11 protein-coding genes are annotated in these 12,345 nt (G+C 59.2%); 6 read left to right on the forward strand and 5 right to left on the reverse strand.

Annotated elements, in window-relative coordinates; all coding sequences use genetic code 11:
* Nucleotides 1–43 precede the first annotated feature (43 nt).
* Both RSE16_01990 and RSE16_01995 read left to right on the forward strand, forming a co-directional pair.
* On the forward strand, nucleotides 44–886 hold the full coding sequence (locus tag RSE16_01990) for a peptidylprolyl isomerase (protein ID WRH76266.1): 843 nt from the start codon (nucleotides 44–46) through the stop codon (nucleotides 884–886).
* On the forward strand, nucleotides 883–1,860 hold the full coding sequence (locus tag RSE16_01995; protein WRH76267.1) for a HupE/UreJ family protein: 978 nt from the start codon (nucleotides 883–885) through the stop codon (nucleotides 1,858–1,860). The genes RSE16_01990 and RSE16_01995 overlap by 4 nt, the downstream gene beginning before the upstream one ends.
* 8 nt (nucleotides 1,861–1,868) lie before the next feature.
* On the opposite strand, the gene RSE16_02000 is transcribed toward RSE16_01995, so the two are convergent.
* Genes RSE16_02000 through RSE16_02010 form a run of 3 tightly spaced genes read right to left on the reverse strand, consistent with a single transcriptional unit; the run spans nucleotide 1,869 to nucleotide 3,532 of the window.
* Nucleotides 1,869–2,465 carry a CDP-alcohol phosphatidyltransferase family protein gene (locus tag RSE16_02000; protein WRH76268.1) on the reverse strand — a complete coding sequence of 199 codons (597 nt, stop codon included), beginning with the start codon at nucleotides 2,463–2,465 and terminating at the stop codon, nucleotides 1,869–1,871.
* A 3-nt stretch (nucleotides 2,466–2,468) separates the two neighbouring features.
* Nucleotides 2,469–3,008 carry a DUF177 domain-containing protein gene (locus RSE16_02005; GenBank protein ID WRH76269.1) on the reverse strand — a complete coding sequence of 180 codons (540 nt, stop codon included), beginning with the start codon at nucleotides 3,006–3,008 and terminating at the stop codon, nucleotides 2,469–2,471.
* On the reverse strand, nucleotides 3,002–3,532 hold the full coding sequence (locus tag RSE16_02010) for a ubiquinol-cytochrome C chaperone family protein (protein WRH76270.1): 531 nt from the start codon (nucleotides 3,530–3,532) through the stop codon (nucleotides 3,002–3,004). The genes RSE16_02005 and RSE16_02010 overlap by 7 nt, the downstream gene beginning before the upstream one ends.
* Nucleotides 3,533–3,699: 167 nt before the next feature.
* Between RSE16_02010 and bamE the strand changes: the two genes are divergently transcribed.
* Nucleotides 3,700–4,149 carry an outer membrane protein assembly factor BamE gene (gene bamE, locus RSE16_02015; protein ID WRH77272.1) on the forward strand — a complete coding sequence of 150 codons (450 nt, stop codon included), beginning with the start codon at nucleotides 3,700–3,702 and terminating at the stop codon, nucleotides 4,147–4,149.
* 2 nt (nucleotides 4,150–4,151) lie between these two features.
* On the opposite strand, the gene RSE16_02020 is transcribed toward bamE, so the two are convergent.
* Entirely contained in the window at nucleotides 4,152–6,416 is a 2,265-nt protein-coding gene (locus RSE16_02020) for an NADP-dependent malic enzyme (protein ID WRH76271.1), read from the reverse strand.
* Between the two features lie 298 nt (nucleotides 6,417–6,714).
* Here RSE16_02020 and mutS point away from each other — a divergent pair, with 298 nt between their 5' ends.
* Nucleotides 6,715–9,279: a DNA mismatch repair protein MutS gene (gene mutS, locus RSE16_02025; protein ID WRH77273.1), complete on the forward strand. Its 2,565-nt coding sequence runs from the start codon at nucleotides 6,715–6,717 to the stop codon at nucleotides 9,277–9,279.
* 4 nt (nucleotides 9,280–9,283) lie between these two features.
* On the opposite strand, the gene RSE16_02030 is transcribed toward mutS, so the two are convergent.
* Nucleotides 9,284–10,513: a NupC/NupG family nucleoside CNT transporter gene (locus tag RSE16_02030; protein ID WRH76272.1), complete on the reverse strand. Its 1,230-nt coding sequence runs from the start codon at nucleotides 10,511–10,513 to the stop codon at nucleotides 9,284–9,286.
* A 208-nt stretch (nucleotides 10,514–10,721) separates the two neighbouring features.
* Between RSE16_02030 and RSE16_02035 the strand changes: the two genes are divergently transcribed.
* Nucleotides 10,722–11,366: a queuosine precursor transporter gene (locus tag RSE16_02035; protein WRH76273.1), complete on the forward strand. Its 645-nt coding sequence runs from the start codon at nucleotides 10,722–10,724 to the stop codon at nucleotides 11,364–11,366.
* Nucleotides 11,367–11,403: 37 nt separating this feature from the next.
* Nucleotides 11,404–12,318, forward strand: a complete 915-nt coding sequence (gene argB / locus RSE16_02040) for an acetylglutamate kinase (protein WRH77274.1) — start codon at nucleotides 11,404–11,406, stop codon at nucleotides 12,316–12,318.
* The last annotated feature ends 27 nt before the right edge of the window (nucleotides 12,319–12,345 follow it).

Here is a 12,345-nt window from a genome sequence, read left to right on the forward strand (position 1 = left end):
GCGTTGTCTTGATTAGCAAGCGGCAAAACGATAGATCGGCACGATGCAAGGGGAGAGCATCTGGCGCGCACGCGCCACCAATTGGCTGCAAGAGCCATTCGTCCATTTCCTGATCGCGGGGTTGGCGCTGTTCGCGTTCTTCGCCGTCCGCGGTGAAGAGGTCGATCCCGAAAGCCGCATTATCACGATCGACGAAGCACAGGTGTCCCGGCTTGCCGCGTCTTGGCAGCAAACCTGGCAGCGGCCTCCCAGCCCAACCGAAATCGACAATCTGATCCGCGACCATATCAAAGAAGAGGTCTATTATCGCGAAGCGATCCGCCTTGGACTCGATCAGGATGATACGGTTATCCGTCGCCGGCTACGTGCGAAGATGGAATATCTGGCAACCGCACAGGCCGAAAATGCACCTGTAGACAATGCTACCTTACAGACTTGGCTCGATAAGAACCCAGCCCGCTACGCGGCAGGCGCGGCCTATAGTTTCGACCAGATCTATCTGGGAACAGGCGACCCCAAAAGCGCAGCGGCGCAAGCCCGCAGCAAGCTTTCGACTGGTACAGACTGGGCACAGGTGGGCGTAGCAATATCCCTTCCGCGCACTCTGGATGCAGTTTCGACCGCCGATATTGCGCGCAATTTCGGAGAAGAATTTGCGGCGGGTTTGGCGAAACTCTCTCCGGGCGACTGGTCAGGCCCGTTGATGTCGGGCTTTGGCAGCCATCTTATCCGCCTGCGTGAAGTCGACCCCGGCAAGGCGGCAAGGCTTGCCGATGTCCGCCAGCAAGTCGAAAATGACTGGCGCTCGGCAACGCAAAAGGCACGCGAAGCAAAGGCCTATCAGGCGCTGCTCGATGGCTATACAATCCAGATTGCAAAGCCGTGATCCGCTTGCTGCTCGCGCTGCTGCTGACGCTGCTCCCCGGAGCAGCCCATGCAGATGAGCTACGTCCAGGCTATTTGGAGTTCACCCAGAAGTCAGAACATGAATGGGCGCTAATCTGGAAGTCGCCGATGCGCGGAGGCTTTACACCAGCAACAAGCCCTGTCCTTCCCAAGGCGTGCGCAATCAAAAGCGTTACCAGCCGGACCATAACCGGGGCATCGGTCACAACTAACTCTATCGTGCACTGCAACGGCGATGTCGCTGGCCAGTCAATCGGTCTGGTGAAGTTCGACACTGCGCAGTCCGACGTGTTGGCGCGTGTCGCCCCGCTGGGTCGGCCGGTTCAGGCGCTGCGTCTAACACCCGCCGAACCGATGGCCGAAATCCGCATGCGGCCTGATCGATGGCAAGTCGCCTCTACCTATTTCATCATTGGCGTCGAACATATTCTCTTTGGATATGACCATCTGCTTTTCGTTGTCTGTCTGGTCCTGTTGCTCAACGGATTATGGACGATTGCCAAGGCAGCAACTGCCTTCACCCTTGCCCATTCGATTACGCTCATTGGAACGACCTTAGGCTTTCTAGGTTTACCGCAACGGCCCGTTGAGGCCATCATTGCATTGTCCATCATGTTTCTTGCGATCGAGATCGTGAAGAAAGATCCAAATAAGCCGAGGCTTTCGGAACGCCTGCCTTGGCTGGTCGCCTTTGTCTTCGGCTTGCTGCATGGCTTTGGCTTTGCAGGGGCGTTGAACGAAATCGGGCTGCCCGAAAGTGATGTTCCGACCGCCCTGCTAACCTTCAATCTCGGCGTTGAGGCTGGCCAGCTACTGGTCGTGGGCGCCAGCCTTGCGACGCTGGCCGCCCTGCAACGCATGGGCGAAGCAGGTGCGGCACGCGTCATAAAGATCGTGACTTACGCGATCGGCAGCATTTCTGCTTATTGGCTGGTTGAACGCACAATAGGCTGACGGCGCGATCAACTGCGGGTCAGCCGCCAAGCCATGGCAGCACGTTGTAGCACGGTTACCAAGCATAGCGCTGCAAATAGCATGGCCAGCCAAGGAAAGCTGCTAGGAAACAGGCACATGACGACGAAGAAGACAATCGTCTCCCCGCCTTCCATCAGCCCTGACGTGTAGGTGAAAGCTTTTGCCGCATGGCCCATGTCGCGGCCCGCAGCGATGGCGGCAATCGCAAGGAAACTAACGGCCGTTAGCGTGAAGGATGCAACCAGCAGCAAGCCGGGAAGGGCATTGGCAGGCACAGCCAGTGCAAAGCCGATGGGGATACCTACATAAAACAGATAATCACATAGGCTGTCGAGATAACCGCCCCAAAGCGTGGGGCCGCGGAGCCGTGCCACCGCCCCGTCGAGACCATCGCACAAGCGGTTTCCGGCGATCAACGCCAACGCGGCCCACCACATATGGAATGACAGCGCCGCCACCAGAGGCACCACCAGAAGCGCACCAGCGATCGTCAGGACATTGGCACTGACGCCCGTTCCCGCAATTGTCCTGCCCAGTCGGTCGACGATCGGATCAACCGATTTGCGCAGGCGGGCATCGAACATCAGTCAGATCTTGCCCAATTTGTCCTTGAGCGCAGCAAGCGCACCAAATGGCCCCGCTTCACCTTCCCCCTTCACCCCGGCCGCTTTTAGCACCGCGTCAGCATTGGGGCTGCGCGGAAAGGGATCGAGCAGCAGTGCAAAGCTTTGCGCAACCGCTTCGCCAAGATCGATCGTGCGACCGTCATGGAACAACGTGTCACATTCATCGGCATCGAGCTGGATTTCCGCCTCTTCGTCATAGCTGGCTTCTGCGGCAAAGCGGATGCGGAAATTTTCGTCGATCCGGGTCGGCACCGCCGCGCCGCTGGCGACACAGGCTTGCGAAGCTTCACCCCAGAGCCTGCCTTCCGCGATATAGCGATTCCCGTCTGGAATAAGCGCTACATCCGCCTCAAGCCGGTCAAGCGAAACCAATCCAAAGCGCTTTGCGAGCGCCGCCCTTTCAGCCTCGCTCGCCAAGATGTGCCGGGGCTTTGCCGCTGCACCTATTTCGGAAAGCGACACTATATGGCTGAATTCAGGTGATGGCTCTGCCTTCACCATTGCCCGTCGCCCTTGATCAACCGAGCGGCATCTGCCGCACCCAGCTTTTCCCAAATAGCGCGAACGCCGGCAGCAACATGGCTGATCTGCCGGCCATCGGGGACTACGTCACCATAGAGATTGCGCCGCAATGTTTCAGCCAGCCGATCAGTCTCAACGTCGGTCAAGGCATCGCGATAGACACCTAACCGGCCGCCAAAGGCACCTACCAATTTACCAACGCGCTTGCCGACGATCATGTCGCCAACGCCGATTTCGCGCAGCTGCGCATCCATGTCGGCGACGAATATCTCAGTCAGCAATGCCATCTCGCGCCCGCTGTCGCTTTCCTGTTCAAGGCGGAGCAAGACCAGAGCGAACATTGTAGCGACCATTTCGAATCGTCCATTGACGCTGTCGGGAATGCCACCATCAAGATACCAGTGCGGCTGGCGGGCATGCGCGACCAGCTGGTTATAGAGCGGCCGAAGCGATTCGCGCTGGTCAGCTTCGGTCGTCCCAAAAAGGCGGCGCAACAATTGCATAAAAGGTCATTCCATTCCAGAAGAGTGGCAGCGCAGGTGGCGCTCATCACTGGTTCATTTTGCGTGGGATATTGCCATTGCGCTGCAAGGATGCAATGGCAATAGCCAACAAAATCACCGAAGGCGAGAATATGCCCACGACCCGAATTTCCACGGCCACCAAGATCATGATGCTCGCAGGGGCTGCGCTACTGGTGCAAGGCTGCACCCAGTTTCGTGGCCATCAGGGCTATGTTGGTGACGCACAGTTGATTGCGGCAATCCAACCCGGTGTCGACAATCGGGAATCGGTTCAGGGAACACTCGGTCGACCGACTTTCACTGGCCAATTCGGCAATAGTGACTGGTATTATTTCGCGCGCGACACCCAGCAGCTGGCTTTCCGCAATCCGCGCCCGACCGCGCAGACCGTGCTCCACATTCAGTTCGACAATGTCGGAAATGTGGTCGCGGTGAACCAGCGCGGGCTGGAAAATGTCGTGCGCATCAGCCCTGAAGGCGACAAGACGCGCACCTTGGGCCGCGAAACCAGCTTCTTCGAGGAACTGTTCGGCAATATCGGTGCGGTCGGCAGCGCGGGCGCCCCGGGTCAGGGCGGCCAAGGCGGCCGCCCCTGAGATTATTGCGCAACGCCCGCTGAGGCGAGCACCGCAAGCGCGACAATTTCCGAAGCGCTCGACGACATGGTTGCAATCTGCACCGGCCGCTCCATGCCCACCAGCATGGGACCAATCACCTGATCGCCGCCCAGTTCACGCAGTAGCTTCGCAGAGAGGTTTGCCGATTGCAGACCCGGCATCACGAGCACATTGGCGGGACCGGACAACCGGCAAAAGGGGTAATTGGCCATCAACGCCGGGTTCAGCGCGACGTCGGGTGCCATTTCGCCTTCATATTCAAAACCGGCATTCCGCTGATCCAATATGGCGACCGCATCGCGGATATTGCTCAGCCAGTTGCCCGGCGGGTTGCCGAAGGTCGAATAAGACAGGAAGGCGACACGCGGCACATGGCCCATGCGCCGGGCGACTTGCGCCGTCTGTTCGGCAATATAGGCAAGCTCTTCGGCACTGGGCCGTTCATTGACCGTTGTGTCGGCCATGAAAACCGTGTGGGTCTTTCCGACAAGAACATGAATGCCGAAGGGGATTTCACCCTTTTTGGGGTCAAGTACCCGGCGCAATTCGCGCATCGTCTGCGCAAAGGTTCGTGTGATACCGGTGATCATCGCGTCGCCCTGATCCATGGCAAGCATCAGCGCGCCGAAAATATTGCGATCACGGTTCACCATCCGCTGGACATCGCGGCGCAAATAGCCCCGACGCTGTAGTCGCGCATACAGCCGTTCGACCATCACAGGGACAAGTGGGCTCGATACGCTATTATGAATTTCGAAGCTTTCGGGATTGGGAACGCCCATCGCCTGCAGCTTAGCCAGCACTGCAGCATCACGGCCGACAAGCACGGGGGTGCCATAGCCATCCTGCCGGAACTGCACCGCGGCGCGTAGCACGACATCTTCTTCCCCCTCGGCAAAAATCACCCGCTTCGGCTTTGCCCGTGCCGATGCATACACGCCGGCCATCACCGAGGTGGTGGGATTGAGACGCGCGCGCAGCGATGCACGATAGGCCTCCATGTCGGTGATTGGCTTTTGCGCGACGCCCGAATCCATCGCTGCCTTGGCAACGGCCGAGGATACAACCTCCATAAGGCGTGGATCGAAAGGCGCGGGAATTATATAGTCCGTGCCGAAACTGTGCGTCGTTCCGCCATAGGCTGCCGCGACCTCTTCGGGCACTGTCTCACGTGCCAGCTCGGCAAGAGCATTGGCAGCAGCAATCTTCATTTCCTCGTTGATCGTCGTCGCCCTGACATCAAGCGCGCCGCGGAAAATGAAAGGAAAGCCGAGCACATTATTGACCTGGTTCGGATAATCCGAACGACCGGTGGCAATGATTGCATCGGGCCGCGCCGCACGTGCTTCGGGGGGCGAGATTTCCGGATCGGGATTGGCCATCGCAAAAATAATCGGCTGATCGGCCATAGTTTTCACCATCTCGACCGTCAGCGCGCCGCCAACCGAAAGGCCGAGGAAAACATCGGCGCCCTTCACCGCATCGGCCAGGCTGCGCGCTTCGGTCGGCACGGCATGCGCCGACTTCCATTGATCCATGCCTTCAGCGCGACCCTGATAGATCACGCCCTTGCGATCACACATGATTACATTGCCATGCGGTACGCCCATCGCCTTGATCAATTCCGTACATGCAATCGCGGCAGCACCTGCGCCGTTACAAACAACCTTCACATCCTTAAGGTCGCGCCCGGTGAGCCTGCAGGCATTGATGAGCCCGGCCGCCGAGATGATTGCGGTGCCATGCTGGTCATCATGGAAAACCGGGATGTTCATCTTTTCGCGCAGCGCCTGCTCGATCATAAAGCAGTCAGGTGCAGCGATATCTTCCAGATTGATGCCGCCAAAGGTCGGTTCCAGAAGCTCAACCGCATCGATGAAGCGTTTCGCGTCCTCGGTCTTAACTTCAATGTCGATCGAATCGACGTCGGCAAAGCGCTTGAACAGCACCGCCTTGCCTTCCATCACCGGTTTGGAGGCAAGCGCGCCAAGATTGCCCATTCCGAGGATCGCGGTACCGTTTGAAATAACCGCGACTAGGTTGCCCTTCGCGGTATAATCATAGGCCGTTGCCGGATCATCGGCGATCGCCTGCACCGGAACCGCAACGCCGGGCGAATAGGCAAGGCTAAGGTCGCGCTGCGTTGCCATCGGTTTCGATGCGATGATTTCGATCTTACCGGGACGTCCCTGAGCATGGAATTGCAGGGCTTCCTGCGCGGTAAACTGGACGTCTTTGTCGCTCATTGCGGGCCTACCCTCGATTTCTTTTGGTTAGCTGCGCCCTAGCGGTATGCAGGCAATGCGCGCAACGCCTTTGTTCCTTATTGCCATCATTGATGCGACTGGAAATTCTCCGATATGGGCCGGTCGAGCGAGCCTTGGCCGCCACCGCTATCAAGCGTGCGACGATGGCGATGCATCAGTTTCCACAGCTTCGCACAGGCGCGACATTGGCGATCCGGCACGGCGAGGCTATGCCGGACAAATGGACTCGCGCCCTGCAAAAAACGCCGTTCTGCCCGGCCTTGAAACGCCGACGCCGATGATGGCGCAATATCTGAAATTGAAGGCAAAGGCCGATGGCTGCATGCTCTTCTATCGGATGGGCGACTTTTTCGAGCTATTTTTCGACGATGCCAAGATCGCTGCCCGGGTGCTCGACATCGCGCTGACCTCGCGCGGCGAACATAGCGGCGCGCCCATCCCCATGTGCGGCGTGCCGGTGCATGCGGCAGAGGGCTATCTTGCCAGGTTGATCAAAGCAGGCCACCGCGTCGCCATTGCCGAACAAACCGAAACGCCCGAACAGGCAAAGGCGCGGGGCGGATCAAAGGCGCTGGTTGCGCGTGACATCATCCGTTTTGTGACAGCAGGCACGCTGACCGAGGACAGCTTGCTCGATAGTTGCGCATCGAACATCCTCGTCGCACTGGCAGAGGCGGGCGGCGAAATCGGCCTGGCGGCAACCGATATCTCCACCGGTTATTTCGAAGTGACCTGCATTTCGGCAGCGGCGATTGAGGCTGAACTGGCGCGACTGGGGCCGAGCGAGCTAATCATCCCCGAAGGCTTTGCCGGCCTTCATCACGCCATTGCAAGACCGAGGGCGGATTTTGACAGCATGGTCGGCAAGGAAGCTCTGCAACGACACTGCTCTGCCGACCTTTCCTGTACCCGCGCCGAACTGGCGGCGGCGGGCGGGCTTCTCGCCTATCTGGAACATGTCGGGCAGGGGAAGATGCCCTTCCTCAAAGCCCCGGTGCGGCGCGAGGTGCAGCATTATCTGCTGATCGATCAGGCGACACGCGACAGTCTTGAAATCACCCGCTCGGCAAATGGCGGCGGACGGGCAGGTTCGCTGCTGGCCGAGGTGGATCGCACGATCACAGGTGCCGGAGCACGCCAGCTTGCATCGGATCTTTCCGCACCCTTGATGGACAAGGGTGCGATCGAAGCGCGGCTTGCACTGGTGCAATGGTTCCATGATGCACCGCTGCTCCGCGAGAGCACGCGCGCTGCATTACGGCAATTGCCCGACATTGCCCGCGCGCTTGGCCGGGTTGTCGCTGGAAGGGGATCACCCCGCGATCTGGGACAAATCCGTGATGGCTTGGATGGGGCGCGCATTTTGCGCGAACGGCTTGGCACCGTGTCTGACCGGCCTGCCATGATGGAAACACTGCTGCCGGCACTTGATGGCCATGGTGCGATGGTCGATCTTTTGCAGCGGGCGCTGGTTGCAACGCCGCCAACCGAAACGAGCCAGGGCGGCTATATTGCGGAAGGTTATGATGCCGCGCTTGATGCACTGCGCGTGGCAGGGCGCGATGGCCGTGCCGCGATCGCCGCGATGGAAGCGCGCTACCGGGCATCGACCGGGATCGCCTCGCTCAAGATTCGCCACAATGGCGTGCTTGGCTATTTTGTTGAAGTACCCGCCAAAAATGCAGATCCGCTGATGACAACGGGCAGCGGCTTTACCCATCGGCAAACGATGGCGGGAGCGGTGCGTTTCAATTCACCCGAACTGCATGAAGAGGCATTGCGGATCGGACAGGCATCGGGACATGCACTGGCGGCAGAGGCTGCGCATCTTGAGGAACTGACCGGCCATGTTCTCGCGCGGCGAGATGCGATTGCTGCCAGTGCCGATGCGCTGGCGCGGATTGATGTCGCGTCAGCACTAGCCGAACGGGCGGCGGAGGGGCGCTGGTGCAAAGCTGAACATACAGAAGGACCTGAGCTATATATCGAAGGCGGTCGGCATCCTGTGGTGGAAAACGCGCTGGCGAGAAATGGCGAGCGCTTCATCGCAAATGATGTGCAACTTACTGAAAACAATAGATTATGGTTGGTGAGCGGTCCCAATATGGGCGGCAAGTCAACCTTTTTGCGGCAAAATGCCCTGATCGTGATCCTGGCACAGGCCGGAAGCTATGTTCCCGCCACGTCTGCCCGGCTGGGGCTGGTCGACCGGCTGTTCAGCCGTGTCGGCGCGTCCGACAATCTGGCCCGCGGGCGATCGACCTTCATGGTCGAAATGGTCGAGACAGCGGCCATCCTCGCCCAAGCAACCGAACGCAGCTTCGTGATATTGGACGAGGTCGGGCGCGGCACATCTACCTATGATGGCCTTGCCATTGCCTGGGCGGTGGTCGAGGGCATCCACGAAACGAACCGCTGTCGCTGCCTGTTTGCGACCCATTATCACGAGCTGACCCGGCTTTCCGAAACCCTTGATGCACTATCGCTGCACCATGTCCGGGCAAAGGAATATAAGGGCGACCTTATACTCCTCCATGAAGTTTCAGAGGGGCCGGCAGACCGCAGCTATGGCATTGCCGTTGCCAAATTGGCGGGCCTGCCCCCGCCGGTATTGGCGCGTGCCACACAAGTGCTCGAGAAACTCGAAAAAGGCCGCGCCGAAACCGGCGGGCTGGCCGCAGGATTGGGAGAGATGCCGCTGTTCGGCGCCGCCTTGGATGCAGCCGAGGCCAAGGTGGATGCCGTGCGCGAAAGCCTGTCCGGATTGGACATAGACGCGCTTTCGCCGCGACAGGCGCTGGATCTGCTTTACGAACTCAAAGGCTTGGCGGGAGGGGAATAACCCCTCACGCCAGCGAGAGGAACAACCCCGCCAAAGCCGCACTCATCAGGTTGGACAGCGAACCTGCCGCCAATGCCTTCAGCCCCAGTTTCGCGATCATCGGGCGCTGGTTCGGGGCAAGGCCGCCGGTAACCGCCATCTGGATTGCAATCGAGCTGAAATTGGCAAAGCCGCACAATGCAAAGGTGACAATCGCTACGCTGGTCGGCGACAAATCCTTCATCGCGCCAAGATCGATGAAGGCGACAAATTCGTTGAGCACAACCTTGGTGCCGAAAAGGCCGCCTGCAGCCGAAGCCTCATTCCATGGCACGCCGAGGAGGTACATGACGGGGGCAAAAACCTCCCCCAATATGCCCTGGAAGCTCAGACCCTTAAGGCCGACCAGATTGCCAAGCCCGCCCAAAAGGCCATTGGCCAGCGCGACCAGCGCCACAAAGGCGAGCACCATCGCGCCCACGGCCACGGCCAGCTTTACGCCGGTCTGTGCACCCTGTGCCGCAGCCATGATCAGATTGGCCGGCTTTTCCTCATCATGCATATCTGCCGCGACCGAAGGGTCATCATTGGCAGGCGCATCGGGATCGTCGGGCATGATCATCTTTGCCATGAGGATGCCGCCCGGTGCCGACATGAATGCCGCGGCCAGCAGATAATCAATCCGGATGCCCATCGAGGCATAGGCCGCCAAAATCGTTCCGGCGACGCCCGCCATGCCGACGCTCATCACGCAGAAAAGCTGCGCCGGCGTAAGCGATGCCAGATAGGGGCGGATGACAAGCGGCGATTCGGACTGGCCGACGAAGATGTTCGACGCGGCGCACAGGCTTTCAACCTTGGAAATGCCGGTTATTTTCTGAAGGCCGCCGCCGATCCAGCGGATCACATATTGCATCAGCCCGAGATGATAGAGGATCGAGATGAACGCCGCGAAAAAGATGATCACGGGAAGCGCCTGGATCGCGAAATTCTGGCCCAGCGGATCTGTGGCGAGCGCGCCAAAAAGGAAGCGCGTACCTTCATTCGCATAGCCCAGAAGGTTCGATACGCCGGATGCGGCAGCTTGCAGCACCTGATTGCCCCAAGGCACATACAGCACCAGAGCGGCCAACCCCGCCTGCAAAGCAAAGGCCGACAGCACGACGCGCGGCCGGATGGCGCGGCGGTTGGATGACAGCACAAAGGCAATAAGCAGGATCAGGGCCATGCCGCCCAGGCTCAACAGGATCTGCATTTCTTGGTCTCCCCAAACCTCTCGACCCCGTCATGCCGAACTCGTTTCAGCATCTATCGCGCGGCCACTCCCTATGGTCTATGCGAAGAAATGGGCCTTGAAACAAGTTCGGGGTGACGAAATGCTGTGAATATTGGGCGTCGTCCGCTTGCACCGCCGGATTTTGCCGTTACCCATGGGGCAAAGCAGTAAAAGGGGGAGCAGCCACATGTCCGACAACCAGACCAGCAGCATGACCATTTCGCGGTCGCTGTTTATCTTTTCGATCTTTTATGGCGGCATGGTCTGCATCGCCGGCGTTCTTGGCAACAAGCAGGTCTCGCTCGGCCCGCTGGCGGTGGAGGCCGGGATTTTCCCATTCCTTCTGCTGGTGATCCTTTCCAGCACGATTGCCGCGCTGCATGGCAAGGAAGTCGCCGACAAGCTGGTCAAATATGGTTTCCTGCCGCTGATCGGATCGATTGTGCTGACCGCCTTGGTCTATGCCATTCCGGCATCGCCGAAAATGGATCCAAAATATCTGGACGCGTTCAACACGATGATGGGGCAGACCCCGCGGATCTGGATTGCCGGCATTGTCGCTTATGGTACTTCGCAACTGCTCAACGTTTATCTTTTCGATCGGCTTAAGGCGAGCGTCGGCAAATATGTCGGACTGCGCGGGGGCATTGCCGCGGTGCTGTCGCAAATTGTCGACACGCTGCTGTTCGTGACCATCGCCTTTTACGGTGTCTTCCCGATCACCGACCTGCTGCTGGGCCAAATGCTGGCCAAGGTCGTGCTCAGTGCAGTGCTGGTGCCGATATTGATCACCGCGCTCGTCCGGCTGGGCAATTCACTGGACGGGAAATAGGATTGCACAGGGGCGGCTTGGGGGGTAACCGGCGCGCATCATGACCAACCACGCACCCGATCCTGCCCAAATACAAGGGCTGCTGGCAAAAGCTGAAACGCTGACCGAGGCGCTACCTTATATGCAGCGCTATGCAGGCAAGACTTTCGTGATCAAATATGGCGGCCATGCCATGGGCGATCCAGAGGCGTCGCGCGATTTCGCCGAAGATGTCGTGCTGTTGAAGGCTGTGGGCATCAATCCCGTTGTCGTCCATGGCGGCGGCCCGCAAATCGGCGCGATGCTGAAGCAACTGGGCGTCGAAAGCCGCTTTGTCGATGGATTGCGCGTCACCGATGCCGAAACCGCCAAGGTTGCGGAAATGGTATTGTCGGGCGCGATCAACAAAGAACTGGTCAGCTGGATTGCGCAGGCGGGCGGACGGGCCGTTGGCATTTCAGGCAAGGATGGCGGCTTTGTGATCGCCGAAAAGGTCGAAGGCAGCAGCCGCGATCCCGACAGCAATATCGAACGGGTAGTTGACCTCGGCTTTGTGGGTCATCCGCGCCATATCGACCGGACGCTGCTCGACACGATTTCAAATGCCGGGATGATCCCTGTTGTTGCCCCCATTGGCGTCGATAGCGAGGGACAGACCTATAATATCAACGCCGATACCATGGCGGGTGCGATTGCCGCGGCACTGGGCGCCGCGCGATTGTTCCTGCTGACCGATGTTGCCGGCGTGCTCGACAAGGAAGGCAATCTGATGACCGACCTTGATCCGGCGCAGATTATGGCGCTGCGCGCCGACGGCACAGTGACCGGCGGGATGATCCCCAAGCTGGAAACCTGCATCGCCGCAGTTGAAGGCGGAACCGAGGCTGCCGTCATCCTCGACGGGCGGGTGCCGCATGTGTCGTTGCTGGAAATCTTCACCGCTCGCGGTGCTGGTACATTGGTGCACAAATAGGCCTGACCGCAAAAAGGGTGTTATACC

Origin of the sequence: Sphingobium sp. (genome assembly GCA_035196065.1) — a bacterium.
GTDB lineage: Bacteria > Pseudomonadota > Alphaproteobacteria > Sphingomonadales > Sphingomonadaceae > Sphingorhabdus_B > Sphingorhabdus_B rara.

Excerpts from the sequence above, each read along its gene's own strand:
- RSE16_02020 (WRH76271.1), bottom strand. The coding sequence starts at position 6,416 with ATGAGCGACAAAGACGTCCAGTTTACCGCGCAGGAAGCCCTGCAATTC.
- RSE16_01990 (WRH76266.1), top strand. The coding sequence starts at position 44 with ATGCAAGGGGAGAGCATCTGGCGCGCACGCGCCACCAATTGGCTGCAA.
- RSE16_02010 (WRH76270.1), bottom strand. The coding sequence starts at position 3,532 with ATGCAATTGTTGCGCCGCCTTTTTGGGACGACCGAAGCTGACCAGCGC.
- RSE16_02035 (WRH76273.1), top strand. The coding sequence starts at position 10,722 with ATGTCCGACAACCAGACCAGCAGCATGACCATTTCGCGGTCGCTGTTT.
- mutS (WRH77273.1), top strand. The coding sequence starts at position 6,715 with ATGATGGCGCAATATCTGAAATTGAAGGCAAAGGCCGATGGCTGCATG.
- RSE16_02030 (WRH76272.1), bottom strand. The coding sequence starts at position 10,513 with ATGCAGATCCTGTTGAGCCTGGGCGGCATGGCCCTGATCCTGCTTATT.
- RSE16_02005 (WRH76269.1), bottom strand. The coding sequence starts at position 3,008 with ATGGTGAAGGCAGAGCCATCACCTGAATTCAGCCATATAGTGTCGCTT.
- bamE (WRH77272.1), top strand. The coding sequence starts at position 3,700 with ATGATGCTCGCAGGGGCTGCGCTACTGGTGCAAGGCTGCACCCAGTTT.
- RSE16_02000 (WRH76268.1), bottom strand. The coding sequence starts at position 2,465 with ATGTTCGATGCCCGCCTGCGCAAATCGGTTGATCCGATCGTCGACCGA.